Origin of the sequence: Salinigranum marinum, from assembly GCF_024228675.1 — an archaeon.
GTDB classification, from domain to species: domain Archaea; phylum Halobacteriota; class Halobacteria; order Halobacteriales; family Haloferacaceae; genus Salinigranum; species Salinigranum marinum.
Window position 1 is genome coordinate 179,492 of record NZ_CP100463.1, and the last position, 21,660, is coordinate 201,151.

At 58.1% G+C, this 21,660-nt stretch carries 22 protein-coding genes and 2 pseudogenes; 10 read left to right on the plus strand and 14 right to left on the minus strand.

Going from position 1 to position 21,660, the window contains the following annotated elements; all coding sequences use genetic code 11:
* The first annotated feature begins 147 nt into the window (after positions 1-147).
* On the plus strand, positions 148-390 hold the full coding sequence (locus tag NKJ07_RS24510; protein WP_425504789.1) for a DUF7718 family protein: 243 nt from the start codon (positions 148-150) through the stop codon (positions 388-390).
* A complete protein-coding gene (locus NKJ07_RS23060) occupies positions 387-551 on the plus strand; it encodes a hypothetical protein (protein WP_318570915.1) in 165 nt (54 codons plus the stop codon). The genes NKJ07_RS24510 and NKJ07_RS23060 overlap by 4 nt, the downstream gene beginning before the upstream one ends.
* A gap of 98 nt (positions 552-649) precedes the next feature.
* Here NKJ07_RS23060 and NKJ07_RS23065 read toward each other — a convergent pair.
* The 3 genes and pseudogenes from NKJ07_RS23065 to NKJ07_RS23075 form a co-directional block, all read right to left on the minus strand.
* Positions 650-1,969: pseudogene (locus tag NKJ07_RS23065) on the minus strand (IS4 family transposase).
* Between the two features lie 367 nt (positions 1,970-2,336).
* Complete coding sequence (locus NKJ07_RS23070) at positions 2,337-2,507, minus strand: hypothetical protein (RefSeq protein WP_318570916.1); 171 nt, start codon at positions 2,505-2,507, stop codon at positions 2,337-2,339.
* 22 nt (positions 2,508-2,529) lie between these two features.
* Positions 2,530-2,709 carry a hypothetical protein gene (locus NKJ07_RS23075; protein WP_318570917.1) on the minus strand — a complete coding sequence of 60 codons (180 nt, stop codon included), beginning with the start codon at positions 2,707-2,709 and terminating at the stop codon, positions 2,530-2,532.
* Positions 2,710-3,028: 319 nt separating this feature from the next.
* Between NKJ07_RS23075 and NKJ07_RS23080 the strand changes: the two genes are divergently transcribed.
* Positions 3,029-4,486 carry a hypothetical protein gene (locus tag NKJ07_RS23080; RefSeq protein ID WP_318570918.1) on the plus strand — a complete coding sequence of 486 codons (1,458 nt, stop codon included), beginning with the start codon at positions 3,029-3,031 and terminating at the stop codon, positions 4,484-4,486.
* A gap of 474 nt (positions 4,487-4,960) precedes the next feature.
* Here the strand turns inward: NKJ07_RS23080 and NKJ07_RS23085 are convergent, their stop codons facing one another.
* The 3 genes from NKJ07_RS23085 to NKJ07_RS23095 all read right to left on the minus strand — a co-directional run bounded on the left by NKJ07_RS23085 (position 4,961) and on the right by NKJ07_RS23095 (position 8,296).
* Complete coding sequence (locus tag NKJ07_RS23085; protein ID WP_318570919.1) at positions 4,961-6,313, minus strand: cytosine permease; 1,353 nt, start codon at positions 6,311-6,313, stop codon at positions 4,961-4,963.
* A 74-nt stretch (positions 6,314-6,387) separates the two neighbouring features.
* The gene (gene hydA, locus NKJ07_RS23090) at positions 6,388-7,821 is read right to left on the minus strand and encodes a dihydropyrimidinase (RefSeq protein WP_318570920.1); all 1,434 of its coding nucleotides are present in this window, start codon (positions 7,819-7,821) and stop codon (positions 6,388-6,390) included.
* Positions 7,822-8,134: 313 nt separating this feature from the next.
* Positions 8,135-8,296, minus strand: a complete 162-nt coding sequence (locus tag NKJ07_RS23095; RefSeq protein WP_318570921.1) for a DUF7718 family protein — start codon at positions 8,294-8,296, stop codon at positions 8,135-8,137.
* On the opposite strand from NKJ07_RS23095, the gene NKJ07_RS23100 reads away from it, so the two are divergent.
* Entirely contained in the window at positions 8,291-8,659 is a 369-nt protein-coding gene (locus tag NKJ07_RS23100) for a hypothetical protein (protein ID WP_318570922.1), read from the plus strand. The genes NKJ07_RS23095 and NKJ07_RS23100 overlap by 6 nt on opposite strands.
* Before the next feature lie 154 nt (positions 8,660-8,813).
* On the opposite strand, the pseudogene NKJ07_RS23105 reads toward NKJ07_RS23100, so the two are convergent.
* Positions 8,814-9,983: pseudogene (locus NKJ07_RS23105) on the minus strand (transposase); the annotation flags it as partial.
* Between the two features lie 66 nt (positions 9,984-10,049).
* Positions 10,050-10,889 (minus strand): sulfite exporter TauE/SafE family protein, encoded by an 840-nt coding sequence (locus NKJ07_RS23110; RefSeq protein WP_318571167.1) that lies wholly within the window; start codon positions 10,887-10,889, stop codon positions 10,050-10,052.
* A 106-nt stretch (positions 10,890-10,995) separates the two neighbouring features.
* Here NKJ07_RS23110 and NKJ07_RS23115 point away from each other — a divergent pair, with 106 nt between their 5' ends.
* Positions 10,996-11,385 carry a CopG family ribbon-helix-helix protein gene (locus NKJ07_RS23115; RefSeq protein ID WP_257628835.1) on the plus strand — a complete coding sequence of 130 codons (390 nt, stop codon included), beginning with the start codon at positions 10,996-10,998 and terminating at the stop codon, positions 11,383-11,385.
* Between the two features lie 30 nt (positions 11,386-11,415).
* On the opposite strand, the gene NKJ07_RS23120 is transcribed toward NKJ07_RS23115, so the two are convergent.
* The gene (locus NKJ07_RS23120; protein ID WP_318570923.1) at positions 11,416-11,799 is read right to left on the minus strand and encodes a hypothetical protein; all 384 of its coding nucleotides are present in this window, start codon (positions 11,797-11,799) and stop codon (positions 11,416-11,418) included.
* A 227-nt stretch (positions 11,800-12,026) separates the two neighbouring features.
* Here NKJ07_RS23120 and NKJ07_RS23125 point away from each other — a divergent pair, with 227 nt between their 5' ends.
* Both NKJ07_RS23125 and NKJ07_RS23130 read left to right on the plus strand, forming a co-directional pair.
* A complete protein-coding gene (locus NKJ07_RS23125) occupies positions 12,027-12,383 on the plus strand; it encodes a DUF7437 domain-containing protein (protein ID WP_318570924.1) in 357 nt (118 codons plus the stop codon).
* 62 nt (positions 12,384-12,445) lie between these two features.
* A complete protein-coding gene (locus NKJ07_RS23130) occupies positions 12,446-12,703 on the plus strand; it encodes a ribbon-helix-helix domain-containing protein (protein ID WP_318570925.1) in 258 nt (85 codons plus the stop codon).
* A 92-nt stretch (positions 12,704-12,795) separates the two neighbouring features.
* On the opposite strand, the gene NKJ07_RS23135 is transcribed toward NKJ07_RS23130, so the two are convergent.
* Positions 12,796-13,173 carry a hypothetical protein gene (locus tag NKJ07_RS23135; RefSeq protein WP_318570926.1) on the minus strand — a complete coding sequence of 126 codons (378 nt, stop codon included), beginning with the start codon at positions 13,171-13,173 and terminating at the stop codon, positions 12,796-12,798.
* 76 nt (positions 13,174-13,249) lie between these two features.
* Entirely contained in the window at positions 13,250-13,774 is a 525-nt protein-coding gene (locus tag NKJ07_RS23140; protein WP_318570927.1) for a DUF7342 family protein, read from the minus strand.
* Between the two features lie 315 nt (positions 13,775-14,089).
* Here NKJ07_RS23140 and NKJ07_RS23145 point away from each other — a divergent pair, with 315 nt between their 5' ends.
* Complete coding sequence (locus tag NKJ07_RS23145; RefSeq protein WP_318570928.1) at positions 14,090-14,407, plus strand: helix-turn-helix transcriptional regulator; 318 nt, start codon at positions 14,090-14,092, stop codon at positions 14,405-14,407.
* Between the two features lie 1,012 nt (positions 14,408-15,419).
* On the opposite strand, the gene NKJ07_RS23150 is transcribed toward NKJ07_RS23145, so the two are convergent.
* Both NKJ07_RS23150 and NKJ07_RS23155 read right to left on the minus strand, forming a co-directional pair.
* Positions 15,420-16,604 (minus strand): hypothetical protein, encoded by a 1,185-nt coding sequence (locus NKJ07_RS23150; RefSeq protein WP_318570929.1) that lies wholly within the window; start codon positions 16,602-16,604, stop codon positions 15,420-15,422.
* A gap of 71 nt (positions 16,605-16,675) precedes the next feature.
* On the minus strand, positions 16,676-17,323 hold the full coding sequence (locus NKJ07_RS23155) for a hypothetical protein (RefSeq protein WP_318570930.1): 648 nt from the start codon (positions 17,321-17,323) through the stop codon (positions 16,676-16,678).
* Between the two features lie 127 nt (positions 17,324-17,450).
* On the opposite strand from NKJ07_RS23155, the gene NKJ07_RS23160 reads away from it, so the two are divergent.
* Together NKJ07_RS23160 and NKJ07_RS23165 are read left to right on the plus strand one after the other, a co-directional pair.
* Positions 17,451-18,329 (plus strand): DUF429 domain-containing protein, encoded by an 879-nt coding sequence (locus tag NKJ07_RS23160; RefSeq protein ID WP_318570931.1) that lies wholly within the window; start codon positions 17,451-17,453, stop codon positions 18,327-18,329.
* A gap of 1,035 nt (positions 18,330-19,364) precedes the next feature.
* Positions 19,365-20,309 (plus strand): transcription initiation factor IIB family protein, encoded by a 945-nt coding sequence (locus NKJ07_RS23165; protein ID WP_318570932.1) that lies wholly within the window; start codon positions 19,365-19,367, stop codon positions 20,307-20,309.
* A gap of 341 nt (positions 20,310-20,650) precedes the next feature.
* Here the strand turns inward: NKJ07_RS23165 and NKJ07_RS23170 are convergent, their stop codons facing one another.
* The gene (locus NKJ07_RS23170) at positions 20,651-21,646 is read right to left on the minus strand and encodes a DUF7983 family protein (protein WP_318570933.1); all 996 of its coding nucleotides are present in this window, start codon (positions 21,644-21,646) and stop codon (positions 20,651-20,653) included.
* Positions 21,647-21,660: the final 14 nt, after the last annotated feature.

Consider the following 21,660-nt stretch of genomic DNA (forward strand, 5'->3'; position numbering starts at 1 on the left):
TATATTCTAAAAACTTGTTTGTTTGTCTAATAACAATGTTGAAAAGGATTGTATGGTCGAGTCGGTTCGTTACAGGCATTAAAATTCAGTACTTCACGAAGCCGGTTAGTTGAGACGTCTGCTTGCGGAAGGTGTGCTTAGGAGTGGGTGACCGTTGTCCGGTACGATCACGATAGTGAGGGGAGAACCGAAGCGACCCACGATGTCACCGAGGAGGGGTTACACATCAATGTCTATCGTGACGGGGAGAAGACCGACAGCCACGAAGTCACCCCACCGCTTCCGGCGAACCAAACACTCAACGCCGCCGAGGACCATTTGAGCACGCACCTGGATGGGTACATACGGAGATTAGAACGATGGCACGGGATTCCCCGCGACGGCCCATGACTGACGCCGAACTCGAGGAGCTGCGCGAAAAGATGGAAGAGCAGCGTGGCGAGATTCGTGACTACCTCGAGGACGAGGGCGTCGACGTGAGCACGTGGGAGATCTCAGGCGAAGCCAGCGCTGACCCCGACGCCGAGCGCGACACGGCTGATTCTGACTGAATGCGAACGGCGTTGACCGACGCCGAACTCGGAGATATTTCTTGATTTCTCCTTGGATCTCAGCTTTGCACGTTGGGAGAATAATCATTCGTATTCGGTTAAGACATGAAACCAGCATACAGCGCTGCATTCACCTCCTCAAGTAGAGTCAGCCGTGATGGAGACGGTTGCCTCGCCTCCCGATACCACGTGTCTGGGAGATTCGGTTCGTAGCTGAACGAAACGACGATCTCGGAGAGGACTTGCTGGGCGTACGACCGGAAGGTCTTCGCCCAGCGTTCGGTTGGAAACACGCAGTCATCACCCAGTTCCTGGGCGTGATCGACGAACAACCGAAGGATGGCTCTGCTGACCACCAGTGTCAGCAGAGCCGCCGTCACCTGAATCCGGACGATGTGTTCCTTCTCCGTCCGAAATCTCCCCAGCCCATACTGCGACTTCAGCTCACGGAAACAACAAACTCAACGACCCACCGAGCACGGTACAGCGTCGCTACCTGCTCCGGACTGAACTCACCGCTCGGCAAGTTCGTGATGTACAACCGATAGCCGTCGTCGGCGTCCGAATCGCGGACGCCGACGACTCGGAAACCGCTTGCTGTCCCACGATTTTCCGTTCGTTGTACGCTCGCCGCTGGAACCTGACTTCGACCTCAACGTCGATGTGTTCCCTACACAGATCACCCGACAACATCGAAGACCGCGTTCCGTCGATGCGAGAATGGCGCGCCCGCGCCATTTCCGCTCAGTTTCTCGGACGATCAGCGGATTCGAACTCCGCTTCAGTCTGCTGACGAAGAAAGCCATCGTTTTCGTCGATCAACGCGAAACGACGATACTTGAAAAAAGCCGAGATCCAGCAGGAACAAAGCCGTCCTCGCAGCCACGAGCCGGTTTTGAACAGGGTGCTTTCGTGGTGTGCGTTCGTCGGTGATCGCGCGCGCGATCACCGACTGGTGGTGACGCTGTGGACGAGGTAGAGCTTGAGCCCGGAGACACCGGATGCGTCGCAGGGAACGCTGAGAGGAACCGAATCAACCGCACCACCGTGGCGTCAGCGACGACAACGTCGCGGAAATCGGTCGAAGGCTGGAGCGATGGATGTGAGGACAGCGACTCCTCGACGGCGTGGTCGAGGAGGTCGCGCAGGAGCTGCTCCAGTTGTGCGGTGAATCGGTCGTAGAAACTCGAAGCGACGAGATTCTGGCCGGTAGCGCCGTTGTACGTACGGCGATACGCGGCGATCGAACGGGCTTCGCCGCCGACGGCGAAGCCCACGACCATCGTCCAAACCAGTACACGGACGTCGAGTTTGCGCTCTCTCACGACGACTTCGCGCTCACGCGCGAGGTCGTCGATCATACCTGACGGAAACAGCGAAGTCAACAGCGACGTAATTGCATCTGGGGAGAGCTTCATTCACCTCCCCTTTGCTCTACGAGTTCAGGTAGCCGTCGGCTTGCGATTTAGCTCCTAAACCGAATACGAATGGGAGAATAATATATTGATCTCACAAACGGACACGAGAAACGGTCTTCCGTCGGATTCTCACAGTCAGCGGAACAGTGGGAGTCGGTCTTCACCGGGGCAACGTGACCGCATGTCTGGTGTAGATTGTGATTTCAAGCGAGGAGTCACCGTCCACCCCGTTGTCCGAATACTGCCACAAGGCCGCTTCTGTTGCTGTTTCGTCGCTTAGACGTATGAGTGAGTCAGCGGCTCCGTCGATGCGACCGGGGCGATGCGGTCTTAACCAATAGTGAGAAAGGTCGGCTCTAAATGTTGGTTAATATTCTTCGACTAGCTGATCGTTGAGTGTATCAGGCCTCGGGAGGTCCTCGACCGTGGCCGCGATCTCTTCGGGAGTACGGTTGGTCCCCTCCGCGAGGAACTCGGTAACGCGGTCGCCGAGGTCGTCGATCGCCTCCTCGAACGCTTCGAGTTCTGCGTCATTCATTACCTCGTCGCGACGAGGCTGGTCACTCCCCACCATCGGGAACAGCTTCGCTGCTGTCGTCAGACTCGTCGAGAGATGAAAAGTAGCGGTCGGCACGATAGTCCTCAGGGTCACCACCGAGATCCTCGGCGAGATCGGCACGTACCTTCTCCCGGAGTTCCTGAATCGCGTCACTCGCCGCGGCGAGTTCCTCCTCCGTCATCGATCCTCGCGTATCTCGTGCCATTCTTCGTACTTCTGTACGAACCGTTCGAGGTTCAGGGGGGCTCTGTTGAAACCCTCAGAGCTTGATACGAATCGCGTGCTGCATACAGAGGATGTGTACAGCAGAGGGTTATCGACAGGCGAAAAAGGTAACCCGGGCGTTATTGTCCGATGGTGACAGGACAGCTGTGCTGAATATAGAGGTGAGCTCGTTGACTGAGAACGGGTGAACGCCTCGATTCCTCCGGCACCTCCGACGGGACCCATCATTATATACGATATCGTGATAGATTGTGGGATTACCCCTTCCCCCAGTTATGAACCGTCGGGCGCTCATCGAAATATTCGTCGTCGTAGTCGTCCTCGGTAGTACCGCGGCGATGCCGTTCGCGTCGGCCCACGAGACTCCTCCTCCCTATCCCCAGTTCGAGCCGAACGACGACTTCGATCGAGCGACTAAGATCACTCCCCGGACGCTCCATGGCCTCGAGGCGATCAAGTACACGAACGCGACACATCGACCCGCCATCGTGCCACCGCCAGCCTGGGAAATCTGGCACGACGACGAGGACGTTTATGCAGTTGACCTCGAACGAGGCGAGCCTCTGCCGGTCACGTTGTATCACTACGGCAACGACGGGAACCTCCAATACGAAATCTACGATCCATCAAAAAGCGAAGTTGCGAGCGTCGATCCTGATGGGAACTGGCAGCAAACCGGTTCCGCACTCGGTCGGAGCGAGAAGGCCATCCAGAAGGGGAATTCCACCGTCCTGGCCCGGTGTAGCGGCACCCACTACATCAAGGTCAAAAACGAAGAATCCACTCGGGCCTCGTACCGCCTCGAAGTCGATGACCGATTTGAGCACAACGACGAGCTAACCTCCGCGGCGACGCTGACCGAGGGGACCTACGATGATCTCATGATCACCACGTACGACGAGGACTTCTATCGGCTCGACGTCGACAAGGGGGAGACCATCGAGGCCACGATCAGACTCACGACACAGGCCCACTGGGAGGGAACCCTGCCCCCGGAGCGCGTGACGTATGGGAGCTCGGTCACCTACGAGGAGTGGGCGCCGTACGATCACCCACGGTGGGAGACGCCGTCGTTTCACTTTGAGGCTCGGTCGGGCGTATCCGGCGGGGGAGACTTTCGAAGCAGGCCGGTCAATCAGGTGGAAAATGATCAAATCCACCAGGACACCGTCTCCCTGGAAATCACGGAAAGTGGGACGATATTCCTCATCGTTCGGGCCGATAGCTGGTGGACCTCCGCCATCGACGGCGCGCCCAAGTGGAAGGCGAACAGCGCCCGGTACGACCTCACCATCACTCGAAGTGGTTCGCCCACAGAGCCCGACCAACCGGATCATGATTCCGACGACACGTCGACGGACTCGGTCGAGGAGGCATTCGATCGGCTCGAAGTGGACGCACAGACCACGGACGTCGGATTCGCGACGTCCCAACTCGGTGGCGAGATCGTGAACCTCCACGTTCGTGGGCGTGGAACGTACTCCTTCGAACTCGACGAGAATCTCGACATCGAGGACTTCTCGGGGTGTGGTCGCGACGACGCCACCCTCGAAGTCGAAACCGACGATGACACCGTCCATCGAATCGGGAGTTCGGAACGTCCGAGTAGGGAACTGCGGACTGCGTTCAACGGCGACGATATCAGAGTTCGTGGGGTGGGTCCCGTGAAAAGGTTGAAATGGGGCGCGATAACCGTCGCGAAGGACCTGTTGGATGAGCTCCCGTTTTCCTGAACAGATCGATCCCGATTTCGGTTCAGGACTCCAGGCCAACCGAGTACATAGTTTACCGGCCGAGTTAGGGAGATATCCGTCTCCCTCGACCAACTCCACTGAGCCGCTTCCGTAGCATCGATACTCACTGTGAATGGTCTCCTTGGTGGTCGACGCGAGCTCTTAGCATACAGTTCCCTGGAATGCTGAGTGTTCGACGTGAATGCTACTGGCGCGGGAGAATTCACGGACGGATTCGCCTGGTCGAACCTGCGAGATACGCGCTCTCTATGCAGCGCGCTCTCAGAAACCTCACCGAGTGCTGTCACAAGGTGCTTGCGAGATACAGAGGCTGAATTCAGCGTGATGGCGTATTTCCCCTCCGGCCGAATCGGCTGAACCAGTTTTCAATAGCTACGCTATTCACTCGGTCATGCACTTGTGAGGTGGAGCGGTACTTCGGGTTACAACCCACGAAAAAGAGTAGTGTGAGTGTTAGTCGTCGGACACAGAAATCGTGTCCGCTTGGGGTGTAACCTCAGACTGGGGGTAGGTGTCGAGAACCCAAATTTTCATTAGGCCATAATAGACGCCTACGCTCACGAGCATTGCCACGAAGAAAGCCAGGTCGGGAAACAGAAGGCCCAGTGCCGCAGAGACTGCGTACGTGACCATCGCGGCAGGGTTGAAATTCCGCCAGTAGGAGTACTGCCCGTTGGCGTCATACAGGTCTTTAAGATTGAGTTCGCGCTTCCGAATGGCGTAGTAGTCAGTAATCATAATGCCGACAATTGGGCCGAGAAGGGCCGAGATCCAGAGCAGAATCGTGGGGATGAGGTCCGCAAACTCCCAGGGCTGGATGAGCAACCCGACGACACCCGCAGCCGTCACCGCAGTTGGGAACGTAATACGTCGCGGGAACAGATTCACGAACACGTATCCCGGTGGGAGAAGGTTCTGGCCGGTGTTTGAAGCGACCTGTGCGAAGATGACGAATGAGGCCAGTACGAAGACCAGCAACACGGTGTTACCACCGAAGACCTCCGCCATGACAAGGATTGGGTTCCACTCACCAGTGGCGATTCCGCTAGTCATGCCGACGATGACGAAGAAAGCCATCGGGGGCACCAATCCGAAGAACTGCGCCCAGGCGCTCCCCTTGTTACGTTCCACCCAACTCGTGTCACCCTCCGGGCGCTTGAGGAACTGGGTGAAGTCAGCGATGTTGACCGCCATCGTGATCTGTGCACCGGCCATGATGGCTACTGCCGAGAGGAACGAGATGCCGCCTTCACCACTGGACGAGAAGAGTTGTGCGAGGGTCAGGTCGTACCGCTGAATGAGTACGACTTCCATGATAATCCCCGTGATGATGAGGATCGGTGCCGCGACCCAGTCAAACTTTGAGATGGCATCAATTCCGAGCGCTGTGTTCAGGATTTGGAATAGGCCGAATATGGCGATGATGAGGATTAGGTTTGAGTAGCCAGTCAGCGTCTCCATGATGAGGTTCAACGCTGTCGCGCCAAGCCAGGTCTGGAATCCGAACCAGAACACAGCGGGCAGGGCCCGAACGAGCGCCGGGATGTGCGCCCCCAGATATCCGAAGGGTGCCCTGATATACACCGCGAATGGAATACCGTGTTTAAGACCGATATCACCAGTCAAGACGAGTAAAACCCACACTGCGATGTTACCAATAATGACCGTGGCCACAATCATCAGCGGCGATAGCGCGGGATACACCTGAGCGCCGGCAACAAACGAGACAAGTTGTACGTAGAGCCCGACGCTAATCAGAAAGAATCCGAGACTTGAGATGCTTCGGTCCTCAACGGACTTTGGCATGATGTCCTTTCCTTTCAGGCTGAGCCCGGTCGCTTCTTCTACCGTTTCTTCGTGTGAAATATTATTATTTGTCATTATTTGAGTCGACTCCTAAATGTTTGTGTTGCGTTACTCCCATCGGTGGGGACGTAGTCCCCGACCTTCTCACCGACAAGTGTACCGTCCTCCACCACCACCTCACCGCCGACAATTGTGGCTGTTGGCCGGCCTCGCATCTGCTTCCCCGCGAAGGGGGTGTAATCAGTCGTCATATGCAGTTTTTCAGCCTCAAGCGTCCACTCGGCCTCCGGGTCGAAGATGACGAGGTCGGCATCAGCGCCAACACTGATACTTCCCTTGTGTGGGTAGAGCCCGAGCATCTTTGCGATGTTCGTGGCGGTGAGGTCGACAAAGCGCTCGACCGGAAGTCGGCCTTCTGCGACTGCATCAGTGTAGAAGACGGTATTCCGCGTTTCGACACCGGGTAGCCCCATCGGCATGCGTGTGATGTCATCGCGGTACTGCTCCTTCTGCTCTGTATCGTATCCGCAGTGATCGCTGTTGACCGTCTGAATCGCGCCACGTTCCAGCATCTCCCAAAGACGATTGTTGTTCTCCCGAGAGCGGATTGGCGGACTACAGACGAACTTCTCACCGTCTTCGCGATTATACACTTCGCGCCTTAGGGTAAGGTAATGTGGACAGGTCTCGGCCAGTAGCGGTAACTCCCGGTCAGCGGCCGATTCCAGCACCCGCTGGGCCTCCTTCGTGCTGACGTGGACGAAGAACGCCGGGCAGTCCGTCTCCTCGACGAGATCAGCAATCGTCCACATAGCAGTAGTTTCTGAGACGTTCGGATGCATGTCGGGATGGACCGAATAATCGGTCTCACCACGCTCCACCTGCTGTTCAATCAGATGGCCGATGATCTCCTCGTCCTCCGCGTGGATGAGGGCGAGCCCGTCGTTTTCCTCAATGGTCTTGAAAGCGTCCCGGATTTCACCGTGAGAGACCATGAGACGACCTTCGTACACCATGAACATTTTGACCGAGGCCGCACCCCGGTCGATGAGCTCTGGGAGTTCGCCGAGCGTTGTCTCGGTGACTTCGGTCAGGCAGGCATGGAGCCCGTAGTTCGTGAAGACATCACCGTCCGCATCTTGCCGACGTCGTTTGTATGCCTCAAGTGGGGTCTCGTCAGGGTCGGGTATGGCGAACGGGACAATCGTTGTTGTCCCGCCGTGAGCAGCAGCACGCGTTGCGTCCGTGAAACCGTCCCGAGTGACGAACTCCCCTAGTGGAATCTTCACATGAACGTGGGAATCGATGAAGCCCGGGAAGACGTACTGACCGCTCGCATCGATTGTTTGCTCGGTGTCATCAGAGAGCGATCCGACATCGGTGAGAGTTACAATTTTACCATCCCGAACGCCGATGTCCATCTCGTCAGTTTGTTCAGGTGAAACAACAGTTCCACCGGTTACTATTAAATCATGCAATGGATTACCACACCGCGTGTCTCCACTCAAGGATTTATATATTTTAACGAGACAGAAAGATTTTCCGGCATTTGACTTATTCGAAGTGGTGAGTGACGTCTGCTGATGAAGGCCACGGCTATCGCTGGCAGTCCACTGCGTAGGTGGTGATAGGCGAGGAAGCAGGCAACCAGTCGGCCGTGAACAGGGAGACCGTTAAGCGAACGTATTGCTGCATACTCACCTAGCGCCCTGAGTGCGACAACTTGCTCGGTTATGACTCGGAGTTCGCGAAAAGTATCGACTTACTCTCTTGGCATCTGGTCAATAAGCGCTCTGTATTCAGCAAGACTGCTGAAACCTATCACCGATTGAGGGTTTCAACAAGGCCGTTCCGGGCTAAATGGTCTTCGGCGTGATCGAGGGCGGTGTTCGCCGGCATCGGCCCGACAATGAACTCGGTCGCGTACTTCTCGTCGTCTCGGTAGATGTCGACGTGGAGTCCCTCTTCGGTGACGTCGTGCATGCACTCTCGACCCTCTCAGCGGAGCGTCTCGTACCCACCGCGTCGCCCGCGACCCGGCGGATGATCAAGGCGCTGCTTGAGGCTGGTGAACCGCTCGGGAAGGACGAACTCATGGAGCGAGCGGATATCTGCGGGAAGACGTACTACAATCGGATTGAGGACCTGCGGGCAATCGCGATCGTTGAGCAGGACGAGGGGGGCGTGTGGCGTCTCTTCGTTGAGCCCTGGTGGGCAGCTGAGGCACAGACTGACGAGCCGTATTTGGATATGACCGAGGAGATGCGAACTGCGTTTACTCGTGAGTTCCCCGAGGATCTGCTGTTTGAAATTGCCATACAGCACCGAGCATCCGTATTCGGTTAAGGATGTGAATCGATAGACAGCGATGAGTTCGGCTGCATCTGTCCAAGTTCCCACTCAGGATCAGAATCTCCCCGAGCTGGGCCTCGGAGACACCGTTCTCAACGAGTCTGTATCTGCCGTTAGTGGCACAATGAAACTTAACCGAACACGGATGATCGAACACCCTGTCCATTAAGACGTTGTCGACGTGAACGAGCTCTTCGGCGGAGTCAAGCAGATCCTCGACAATTTCCAGTTGTGTCTCCCCCTTTCGGACGGGGCGCGCGTCCAGCACGATTGGGACGGCATTGCCGACCAGCTGGACCGTCGCCCACTGGTAGGCGTACTCGTCGCTGTTGTCTTTCGTTCCGATGATTTCGTCCTCGTGGCCTGTACGGTCACCTGTGAAAGGATCAGCTTCGGTAATGTCGATTACGACGATACCTGCTCGGAAGAATTCCTCTGTCTTCGCGACCTCGTCCAGCAGTTGACGGACAGCTTGTCGATACATCTCTCGGATCTGCTCGATAGAGAGGTCGCGCAGCTGCTCCCGATGAGCGTGGCCCAACGGTGTCCGATCCCGGGTCGACTCGTGGACGAAACTGCGAGCCCCCTCATTTGCAGCGAGGCCCTCACGAAGTCCGAGATACGTCTGTAAATCCCAGTACGCGTTCTCGTGTATCTCACAGCCGTCCCCACGATCCAGCGAAAACGCCGGGAAAACGATGCGGCTGACGTGGTCCGTGATCGCCTCTGCCTGATCCAGCACGGTTTGATCGTTCGGTTCTGACTCACCAGACTCGTCATCATGGTGCCGAAGCTTTCGTTCCGGTTCACGCGGGACCGAGACACCCGCATTCTGTGCTTTGATGAGGATTGTCCGAGCCGCTGTCTCGACTGTCTCCCTGAGGTCAGCGGAGAACCGCTCGTGCCAGCTTCGCCACAGTGTTGACTGCTCCGGAATCGTCTCGAAACCCAGTTGCTCACAGAGTTCAGGGCGGTTCTCTCGGTAGTCGGCGAGTGCTGTCTCGTGGTCCCACCCGTGGAGTTCTCTCAGTACGAATACCCGAAAGAGGGTGTTCATCTGGTAGCGTGTTGACCCCGCATAGCGGTCGTCGGCGGAGAACCGGAAGTAGGCTAGCGGGAGTACACAGACAAACTCCTCAACCGAATTGTGGCTCTCGTGGACGAACCACGTTTCTGAGACTGTCCGGATATCTGATTCCAGTCCCACCAGCGACGTTCGATCGTACAGCGGTATCGAATCATATGCTGGCCAAGTAGTGTACGAGCGCTGGGCAATCTGTCGAAAAACATCACGACGTGAGGCAAGCGTTGGAGACACAGTTTTACTAAAATCGTGATTTCATATCCTATAACAGACAATTTGATGAAAGTAACAAAAATATATTCAGAACACGCCGAGAATGAATCCAACGCCCATGCTGATAAGGATCGCAGCGGAAAAGGCTGGTAAGTACGGCGTGTACTGTTTAACCGTCTCCTCGTGGTGCTGATAGCCCGCGACCAGTAGCATCGTTAGTCCCACGATGCCGATAATAACAGTAATTGCGTATGCACTCATCAGTTCGAGACAATAGTTCGACCCGGCACAGAGAGCGATAATCTCGAACTCCTCCTCGTGAGCGAATCCGAGCAGGAAGGCAAACCAGGTAATTCCGAACAATCCCCTCTCGGCAACATCATCGGACCCCTCGTCCGTATGTGAGTGCCCCCCAAAGAACGGAATGGTGCGTTTCAGGCGAGAAACAAGTCCCTCATCGTCCTGTGAATTCGGATACTCATGAATATCACCGTGGCTGTCGCCGTGTACGGAGTGGTTCGTCGACTCGTGGTCGTGACTCTCTTGCGAGTGAGAGTGGTCGCCATCGGGACTGTCATGCGAATGGTCGTGGCGGTACTCTCGGATCCCAAGACCGATTAGCAGTACGCCCGCAACGAGACTGACCGGGCCACCGATCTGGATACCATTGAGAATCGTGACTGGCTCGTTGATCTGGGTGAGACTGAAATAGGATTTCGCGTAGAAGAACACGCCAACCATCGCGAGACTACTGATGAGGTGGCCAACACCAATGATGAGCCCCGCCGCAAGGCCGTAGAGCCACTTGTTCGTCTGATCTAACGCGTATGAGGCGGCGACGGGCCATCCATGACCGGGCTCAACACCGTGGACGGCCCCAAGTGCGATCGCACCGAGCAGTAGTCCGAACGTGTCGCCAGACACTATCGTCATACCCTGAACTCGGCAAGAGTGCCGAATAACGGTTGTTAATACCTGATTGGGGAAACCATCATACTCGGGACTCTTGTGTCCGGGCATCAAATATGACCGTATGCGAACGAGTTTCAATATCCCCGATACAGTGGTCGACGAGTTCGATCAGGTCTGGCAGGATGAGGGGTTGGACAACCGATCCCGGGCCGTCCGTGAAGCGATGCAGGAGTACATCGAGTCGCATTCCCGACTCGAAGACCTTAGCGAGGACGTTATCGCGCTCGTCGCCTTCGACTACCGCCATCACGAGGTAATCGGGGAACTCCACGGTGTCCAGCACGACTATCAGGACGTGATTCTCAACACGAGTCACACACATCAGGGGGAGTGGTGTCTTGAGTCCTTATTCTGCCAGGGGACCGGCGAACGCGTTCGGGAATTGACCTACCGCCTTCGTGACTTCGACGGCGTGAATCGGGTGAAAATTATGGTGATTCGAGATAACTGAGCGCGATAGACGGCCCGTGAATTCGAACGCTCAGTCCGCTGCTGTCGCCGTGTTTCCGGCTGACTTGGACGGCGTGTTCAGATAGAGGTAAATCAACACGAGGATCAAGGCGACCTGAACTGCCTTGTCGACGTAGTCGATCATCCCATATTCTGACTTGGCTACGATCCAGAGGGGAAATTGCACGGCAGTATACGGAATCCCGATCAGGTAGAGCAGCCGCCGCCGGTAGTCGATGAAAAAAAGCACAAGTGCACCGGCGTAGCCGACACCTGCGAGTGCAACGGGAATCCGCCCCTCGACGAGGCCAGCATACACGTGGAGAACGCCAGTGACGACGACTAACGCAACTGCTAGCCACTGGAGTTGGGTGAGCGATCCGATCCGACTCGCTGACTTGTTTTGTGCGTTCATCACAATACTATGTCGTTCGGGATAGGAAATAAGGACTGTTATTATCAGACTCCGGGTGTCATAATACGACGCGCATTACGCAGTTGTGCCGGTTTCTCAGTCACGATGGTTGTAGCTACGCCTTCGCCCGGAAAAGAACAGTATCCATACAACTGATTTGTTCACTCACTACCAGCTATGCATTGAGATGGCCAGTCTCAAGTTCTGACATCGGTCAGCTCGAGGAGATGGGCCTGCTCTCCCGAAACGATGGGGTGACACCGACGACGGTCACTGTCGCTCCGATTCGGCTCCAACCCGACACCGAGCACGGCGACGTCCTCGCGACACCAACGCTCGTCGACGCGGTCGGCCGACAGCTGGAGACCGATGACATTCGGGTGTTCGTCGAACGCCAAGGGGTCGCGAAACTGGCTGCAGCACTCCACTACACGCTCCGCGTGATGAACGGTGAGCTCACACAGCGGACGGCAGCGACGAAACTCGGTGTTCACTCGGTCGAGGGGATGACCGTGTTCACTGCACTCCAGGACGTCGTCGAGGACGCCGCATCCTACGACCCGTATCTGGAGCGCCCTGAATAATGTCGGCGGTGGAGAGTCCGCACAAGGAACATCCTTTGTGTGATACCGCTGTATCACAGCACGTGAGCACTGACACGGATCAAGACAATGACCGGATGGAGAAAATCAACGTCCGGGTCCCTGAAGTCCTCCTGAACCGAATCGACGAGGAGTGGGAACGACGTGGCTACCCGAGCAAGTCTGAAGCGATTCGGGATGCGCTCCATGACTGGGTCAATCCACCCGCGACGCTCTCAGAGGATACGCTCGCGGATCTCGAGGAGAGTCGCGAACGGGCCGAACGAGGCGAGACGGTGTCGGCAGCGGAGGTCCGCGAATGACTGGGTCTGGATGACTGACGCCGAATACACTAAGAACCGTCTGGAGTCACTCTCTGACTATCGGTATTATTCACGGCGAACCAGTCACCGGTTCAGCCACCGTCGTCACTCAACAGAGTCGGGATTCGCTTCTCGAACAATCGATCCAGAGCGATCCAGAAAATCTCGGTTGGAATCGTTTTCTGGAACTGAGCGCGCTGGTGGTCACTCTCGTCCCGTCGTGAGTGCTCATACTGGAAGTGCACTGGTCCGAGATCCGGGTGATCGTCGTCGCGATGCCAGCCGCAATTGAACCCCGTGTTCGGATCGGCGTAGTGGATGCGGTAGTACGGCTCGCCATCGACGAACCGCCATTCGACGTCGAGCGTGGGCGACTCCGGGCCAGTAGGCGGGACGACACGGTCGGGATCGATCCGCGCGCAGAGATACCGCTTGACGATGCTATCCGGTTCGTAGGTGACGGATGTCACGGCAGGACGCCGCTGCAGGACGTCTTTTAGCCCCTCGTAGACCGAGCTGTCGGTCGTTCCGGGAAGACCCATTGACTTAGACGGAGACCCTGTCTCGCTCGGTCGCCCAGTCGTACTCGGCGAGTGCCGCTCGGACCACTGGGATCCGGTCGGCGAGGTGCTCCCACTCGCTGGCGATTTCGCGCCGCTCCTCGATCTCGTCGGGATCGTCCCGGTCGGCGATACTCGCACGGAGTTCACCCGGCGTCTCGACGTTGTACGTCTCCTGCCAGCGCGTGATCTTCCGCCGCATCGATTCCAGCGCCGTCGTGAGTTCCTCGCGGTCGTGCTCGCGCTGGAGGGACGCGACCTCACGGTAGGTAGCCATGAGCTGGTCGATGCAGTAGAGCGTCTGATCGCCCTGCTCAATCTTCTGGAGGACGTTGTCCTCGACGAGCTGGTCGAGATATTTTTGTGCTGTTTTAACTGAGACTTCCGTCTCGTCGGCGACCCACGACGCAGTTCGGGGAGTTCGGAGAGTCCGCGCCGCGGCCCGCACCCGCTCGCCCCGCGTCATCGACGTGTGAGTCGCATCATCGCCTCGGTCGGGATCATCGGACATACCGACGACTACGTATTACTGAAACATATATCCACTGCACTGGACATAATTATCTATCGTAGTCCGGATCCTCTGAAATCCCGGTATCGACGAGGCGGGGTATGGTACCGTCGCGTAGCGCTCTTGGACAGATCGGTATGAGGCCCACACGACGTGGTCGTAGAGATATCGGACTCGGAGAAGCGGCCTGATGCAGTCCACAGATGTCGAGGAGATACATCACACGCTCTTCAGCCGGGTTATTTGCCCTGGCCCGTGAGCTACCCCTCCCCGTCAGCGAACATATTTATTGCAGTCTATTACAATCTATTACAGATGCCGATCAACATCGACCGATTCGACGAGGAACCGACCGAGGTCCTCAATCTTCAGGAGGGGACACAGCCCTACCGGATCCTGCAGTTCCTTGCCGAACACGACGACAAGGCGTTCACCCAGACAGAGATTCACGAGGCGACCGACATCAACCGCGGGAGCGTTGGTGCCGTCCTGTCGCGCCTCGAGGACCGTGGACTCGTCCGTCACCGGGGTCGATACTGGACGATCAGAGGAGACGACCGCCTCGCGTCGTACGCGGCTCAGACACAGGCCAGTTCAGCCTCGACGACCGATGACTACTACGGCGAGGAGTAACCCGTGTTGTACGACCGCGGCGTTCGTAGCGGTCACGACAGTCGAAGACGCTCGCGTGCATCAGTCATCGTCTCCAGTCTGTACTCCAGCGTTGAACTCGTCCCGTTCCACGTATGTACCAGATCTCTAACTATAGTCTGAACGTTTGTTCTATAGCCTCACGCTTCAGCTGTTCCTATCTCGCGAGCGCCATTTCCATACTCGGATTTGGCTTCGAGACGCCTCGAAACCATCGAAATTGGCTAATGAGTCGATGACGCGTACTAATTACCGGCACCATTTGCTTGTATTCCCAATCGGTTTTTGACCCACTGACGCGTCGAGACGACTGTAGAGGGGCTATCGACTGCTCTCACGCGGTTCATAATCGGAAAATCTCCCGCAAGAAGAGGCGTCTATGGGGATATGAAACCCGAATAAGGATATGTGAACTGATACGTAAGCGCGGACCGGCCGGTTCGCCGAGATGGGGCCGGAGGCGAGCGAACGGTCTGCCGAGGGGCATGCACTCCACGATCCGACATTTATCGAAAGACTGTCCTGACCCGTCTCACTGAGCGACTGGACTCGACAGTCCTTCTCGTGCTCTCTGCTTCGTCGGAAGGTCATCCATACGCTCCGAGAGAAAACAGAGATCGAGGAACCTTCCCCTCGGTCTTACAATTGTCTCCTGGTACGGCTCCCTAGTGGCTGGTATGCTGAGAGCGACTGTAACTACTCAGATTGAAGGAAGTTTCACACTCAGATTCGGGTGTGTTAGCGCTCGGAAGTTCTCAATTCGACGAATCAGGGTCGTGAGCTCGGAATCGGCGGTTGCTCCCGGTCTGTTTTCACACTCGGATTTGAGCCATGTGACGGTGTCAACGTCGCCGACGAGGCCTGTCGAGACATCTCGCGCGGTATACACCCACTGACTTTCGCCGTAGGTGGAAGGGTGTACACTGCGTGTGAAGGGGTGTACATCGGTCACGACAGCTGTCTGGGTGTGGGCCGCATCTCCTGCACGAGTTCCTCACCCGTTACTCGTTCCCAGTTCCGCCTCAATTCGGGTAATTCGCGAGGTGATCTCGTCTTCAGTCTCCCCCAACATCGATCGAATCTTCTCTGCTGACTGTTCCAACTGCGTGCACTGCGTCTTGATTTTGCCGAACGACTCGATCGACTGCTTCAGTCCATCCAATTCGGCCTTCATCGCTTCAGGATCCACGTCGGAACCCATCTCGACCGCGGACAGGAGGGTCCGCGTTCGTGCCCAATGATACGCGAACTTCAGGAATCGCGGTTCGATTTCGTCATCCGGCGCTTCGCTCAGTGCGACGACCACGTAGTCCTGGTCGATCTCCGAGAACCAGCCAACTTTGGTTCGCGGGAGATACGCCAATGAACTCGCGACGCATATTCCGTAGTCGGCATCGCGGTTCTCGATCGCTTCTTCCATTTCCGACTGGATCGTTCCACTGAACTCGCCGTTCTTCGCCTCGACGACGATCCGTTGGCCCGTCCCCTCCAGCGTGAGGACGAAATCACCCTTCTTCGAGGTCGAGACGTCACCTGTCTCCTCGCTCTTATTCTTCAATCGGTTCGGCGTCTGGTGGACGACGTCCTCCAGCAGCGTCTCCAGCTGTTCTTCGAAATCAAATCCTTTCAGCCGAGTCTTCTCGCGTACCTCCTGTTGCGCGGCTTCCTGAGTGACTTTCTCTTGAACCTCTCTGATCTCTTCTTTGAGTTGATGCGTCGGTGTCCCAGGCTCGTTCGGATTAAGGGCCTGCTGGATCTTTTCGCCACCCTCGCCCAGCTGTTCGTCCAGACGGGTCGCGAACTCGCCATCGGTTCCGAAGACGTCCTCAAGTTGTCTGTCGAGTTGGCCGTCCTCCCCAAGGTGGTCATCGAGCAACCGACTGACCTCTCCCTCGTCGCCGAATCGGTTATCGAGTTCGTCACGAAGTTCGTCCAGTTCCTCATTGAACGTCCGCTCCAGTTCGCCGAACCGCCGTTCGACAACCTCGATCTCCTTCGTTGTCTCGACGATGTCCAACGTGGACGCCCCGATGCGGAGTGCTTGCGTGAGCGCTTCACCACGCTCGGCCGGCTCGATGTCCGAGAGATAGTCCGTCAGTTGCTCGTCCTGTATTGTGAGATTCTCAACGACGACGCGGCTCTCAGCGGTATCAAGCGTGACGTTTTCCACCGTCGACATACCACCTCCAGTGACTGTCTGTAGCTACATCAATCTGTGTCGCAAACGCTCACAAACGAGAACGGTCCCTGCTATTTGTTGATCTTCAGAAGGCTCTTCGCGCGCTTGTGCACCTCGTCCATCCGAACGAGGTCGGGATCGTATTCGACATCGAGTTCTTCGAGGAGCATCTCGGTATCCGTCTGGTTGAACTGCCTGTGGAACCGGTCGTCCTCGTAAGCGATTCGGGCCAACCGTTTCTCCTCCTCGGGGTCAGTCCTGGCCTCTTTCTCGATTCGCTCTTGCATTCGTTCCAACTGACGCAGGCGCATCGACTCGACCCTGTTCTCGAGATCGAACCGCTCGGACTCTTCCAAATAGTCGGCGTACTGATTGAGGAGTTCGGTCGCGACCTCTTTTTTTCGCTGTACCTCCTCTTCGCTCTCGTCCCTTCCAAATCCCCCGAGCATCCCGACGCTCCCACGGGATTCTGACTGCTCTTGTTGTGGTCCTAGTCGCTCGTCAGACTCTACATACCGGGTGTGTGCCCGCTCCCCGTGGATGTAGCACACTCCACCGAAATCGACGCCTCCCTCCGCAGTGCGATCCTCGAACACGTAGAACTCGTCGATGCCACGATCGACTGCCTGGTCAATGAACTCGACCAGCGAGACGTCCGTGAACACAAACCCCTCGAAGGGTTGATTCTCGACATGGAACGCGGTGAGGTCGGCCTGCACGTTTAGTTGGCTCTTCGCGTCTCCGAGTTGGCGTTCGATCTCTTCTTGATTCATATACTCGACGTCGGATGCCGTCCAATTCAATCCCAGCCTAGATGCGCAGCTTGACTTCTTCTCCTCCCCTCGGATGGCCGGCTCACTGGGTTTTCACCACGGCTGCGACCCCGGTACAATATATGTCGCAGAAATAATCCATCGAGCAGACATGACGTACATTGGTGTCGACTGGGGCTCGAACGGGTGGATTTGCGCGGTTCTCGACCACGACGAACGCGGATCGCGGGAAACGTACAGCTGGCGATTCGTTCGACGGCCCTCGATTCTGAGCGTCTGGATGGAGTTCGGTGCTGGCCACGAGGACGACGTCGGTCGAATTCTCGTCGATATTCCCATCGGCTTGCCCACGGACGACGCTCGTGCTGCAGATCTTGAGGCACGTACGTTCCTCCCTCCGTCGCGTCAGTCGTCAGTGTTTCCGGCACCGTGTGAACAGGCGGTATACGAAGATGAGTACGATGAGGCGGCAGAGACCCACGAGGATGTTCTCGGCCGTGGGCTCTCGCCGTACTCCTGGAGCCTCTCGCCTCGAATTCGCGAGGTCGACGAGTTTCTCGGCCAGTACACCGACGCACGAGGACCGATGCTCGAATCCCATCCGGAGGTCTGTTTCCACGCGCTCGACGTGGATGACGACCTCGAGGACTCGAAGCAGGACGACTCGGGACTAGAGCAGCGTCACGAACTTCTCACGGACTGTGAGCGAACAGCCGGCCTCTCGAGTAATGCGACCGCAGCCTATACCGATCTCGTAAAGCGGATCGAAAGGTTATCGCCGTTCGCTCGCCGGATCGGCCTGGGGAACCGGGATGACGTCCTCGATGCGATGGCGATGGCGCTCACTGCCCGGCTCGCTGACGGCGACTTCGATTGTCTCCCCGACAAAGACGCGCCCAACGGGGTGAACGAGATCGTCTATTTCGATGGGGAACGCCTGGATCCGATGTGAGTTCCCTCAGAAGCTCTCGGTCGTGACCAATCGGTGTCCGTTGCGTCGGCCAGCCTGACTGCGTCACTCACCGTCTCTTTGAACGCCCCCGGGCGCTCGACTCGGGGGGCTCGCTGCGCGCTTCGGCTCGCTCACGGGGTTCGCTCGCCTCCAGTGCTTACACCGAAGCGACGCAGTCGCTTCGAGCCTCCGCTCACTCTGTTCGCGGAGACGTCGCCCGCCGTCACCAGAACGCTGCGCGTTCTGGTTGGCTCACGAGAGCTTGCTCTCGTGAACGTCGTCGAGCGCCCGGCCCCGTTCAGTCCCACCCCTGCTCGTGTGAGCTTCCATCGTTCGCCCGGTTGTCCTGGTGTGCCCTCCCGAGTTGGATGCCGAGTTGTCGCTCTCGTGTTTGACCGGTGTGACGACCACGCCTCGCCGTACTCGCCTCCCCGAGGCGGGGACACACGTGGAACTCCCTGCGGTCGTTCCACGCCTTGCTCACGGCTGGCGCCGTTCGCTTCGAGGGACTCACTGCGTTCGTCCCTCGCCTCGCTCGCACCTTCCCGGTGCGCCAGCAGCCAAGTGTGGTTGCGGTTGCGCCCCTCGCGGGCTTTCGCGTTCCAGCCCTCGGTGCCGCTGGCGCGCGGGAACGCACCTCCCTCACGGTCGGCGCGTCCCCGTGCTCACGACAGTCGGCCTGGACACGGACCCGCAGTCCGGGCCGGACCGCGAACCACCTTGGCGCTGGCCGCTCAGGTCCCCACCCGCGGCGCGCGCGGCTGGTTCTTTCACTCGTGAGGAGGCGTCTCGCTCGCGCCCACAGGGGGCGCTCGAAGGCGCGAGCGAGACGCGGTCGGTGTCGAGAATCATCGGACGAAGTTGGAACTCATGTAGTGGTGAGTGTCGGAGAAGACGCGGTAGTGGACGCGCCTTCGGGTAAGTAACCCAATGAGTAGTAGCTACGCTATCGGACAAGAAGCTTCGGACGGACAGGCGCGAAAACAGAACGCGGAACGCCCTACGGGTCGGTGTGACGAGTGCGGTGGGCTACTGGTGCGGGAGCAGATCGAGACGGTGTGCGCGGCGTGTGGACTTGTCGTTGACGAGGACGCCCTTTCGCGGGGGATGAGCCCGAGCGTGCACAAGCAGGGTGAAGTCGGTAACGGGCCGGTCGAGTGGAGTCTGGAGACGACGACTGCATTACGAGTGGACTCAGGGCTGCACACGACGTTCTTCCTCGGGTCGGATGGGTACGGGAACTCGTTGACAAAGGCGCAGAAAGACAAGTTCGGGCGGCTCCGGATGCGGCACAAGCGGTTTCAGATGGAGTCGAAGCGGTCGATTCGGCTCAACGAGGGGCTCCGTGACGTCCAGATGATTGTGGGCAACCTCGGGCTTCCGGGGTTCGTCGCGACAGACGCGGCGGCGCTGCTGAAGCAGGCGTCTGAATCGCGGCTTCCAGGCGGGCGGATGGCGTGGGAGGCGCTCGCGGCTGGAGCGGTCTACGTGGCGACGAGCCAGACCGGTCTGAGGCGAACGACGGAGGAAGTGGCGGTGCACGCGAAAACCTCCCACGAGCGGGTATGCGCAGCGGCGCGGAAGCTGCGGTGTGAGCTCGGACTAGTTGGGGAGGTGCCACCGACACAGGCATGGGCGGTCGACGCGGTTGTGGAGACGCTCGGGGAAAGTCAGGACGTCGAACTGAAAGCGTGTCTCGAACTCAGGCGGGTCGGTGAGTTCCTTCTTGAGTTAGCTGATGAGGCGTGCATCGGGCCGGGGACGCCGCGAGTGGTCGTCGGGGCGGCGGCGGTGTACGCGGCGGACCGGCTGACCGAGGGGAAGACCGTGACCCAGGCGGCAGTCGCGGAGGCCGCAAGTGCGATCGTGCCGACGTCGACCGGCGTGGTGGCGGGCTACTCGCGGGAGGTGTACGATGCCCACACGGCGCGGTACGGGACCCGTGACGTCGACGCGGTGGTGACGGGTCGGCTGGCCTGAGCAGGCCGGCTGCTCGTCTTTTTTGTGTCCCCCACCCACGGACCCGCCCCCCTCCCCACCCACCGCTCCGTGCTCGCGCCGCCGGAAGACTCGCGATACTCGTCTTCCGTGCTCCCGCTCGCTCCGCTCGCGGGAACTTCGGCGCTGCGCGCGCAGCCACGACCTAATGATTCTCTCATCTTCTGTGGGGTAGTCAATGTAGGTCCGGTCGAGCGCCTCGATGTGGTCGTACAGGAGGTCGAACGCCTGCTTCGACGTGGACTCGGCGAACGCGGGGATAAGATCGTTCTGCATCGCGAACAGTACATTGTCCGTGACGATCCGAACATTCCACGAGGGGACTACCCTGACTCACTACTGGATGGCGTGTGGAACGTTCTGCCGGATTCGAAGCTGGTGAGTTCCTCGATACGCCGTTCCAACTCCTCGATTTCTTGCTGGAGTTCGTCAGTATCCTCGCCGTCGACAGCGGCCAGCCGGCCTTTTAGCCCCTGCAGCCGCGACTCCTTGACCTCCTCGTCCACCTCGGCCTTGCGAACGTACTCGCTCTCTTCGATATCGTACACGTCGGATTCGGACAGGTCGGTCACGTCGAGAGCGTCGTCGACCTTATTTCGGTCCACGCTCAGGACACGCTCGCGCTCGATGCCCGCCGCTTCGAGCGTCTCGAGTACCTCCTCGTCGCCTTTGAGTGAACGGTTCCGCCGGATCGTGCGCTGGACCGAGCCGTACTGACCATAGATGGGCTGATCGTGATGCAGCCGGTCGAGCAGGACACTGCGTACCGCTTGTCGGAGATCGTCGGCGTTGCGCTGGACATCCGAAAGAAGCGTGTAGAGGTTGACCAACGCAGGTGTCCCCCTCCCCGCGAGATCCCTGGGATCGTAACGCTCCAGCGCATCGATGAGGAGGAGAGCATCAGCGTAGACGTCGATATCGGGCTCTTCACGCGTCTCTTCATCAGATTCACTCTCGAGACGGATGTCCACAAGCTGTGTGTCAGTCGGCGCATCAGCTTCGGTAAGTGCGCCCTCCCGGTCGTCCACCTCGAAACGCGGGTGAAGACTCAACACGGTCGCGTATGGTTCGGCGTCCGCCGGGAGCCGGTCGAGATCGAACTCGCTGTGTGTATCTCTGACGCGCTCGTACAGCGTCTCGAACTGCTCGCGCTGGAGTGGGATCATTCCCGAGTCGTCTCGGTACTCGATGAGCACGCGCTGTTCCTGCACGTCGGTAATACGGAAGGGTCGCCGACTGAGCGGCGTGACAAGTGTCGCGTCAGACGGTAGGTCTTCCACCCGGTCGAGGAGGCTGTGCCAACTCGAGGTGAACGGCATGGTACTGCATTGTC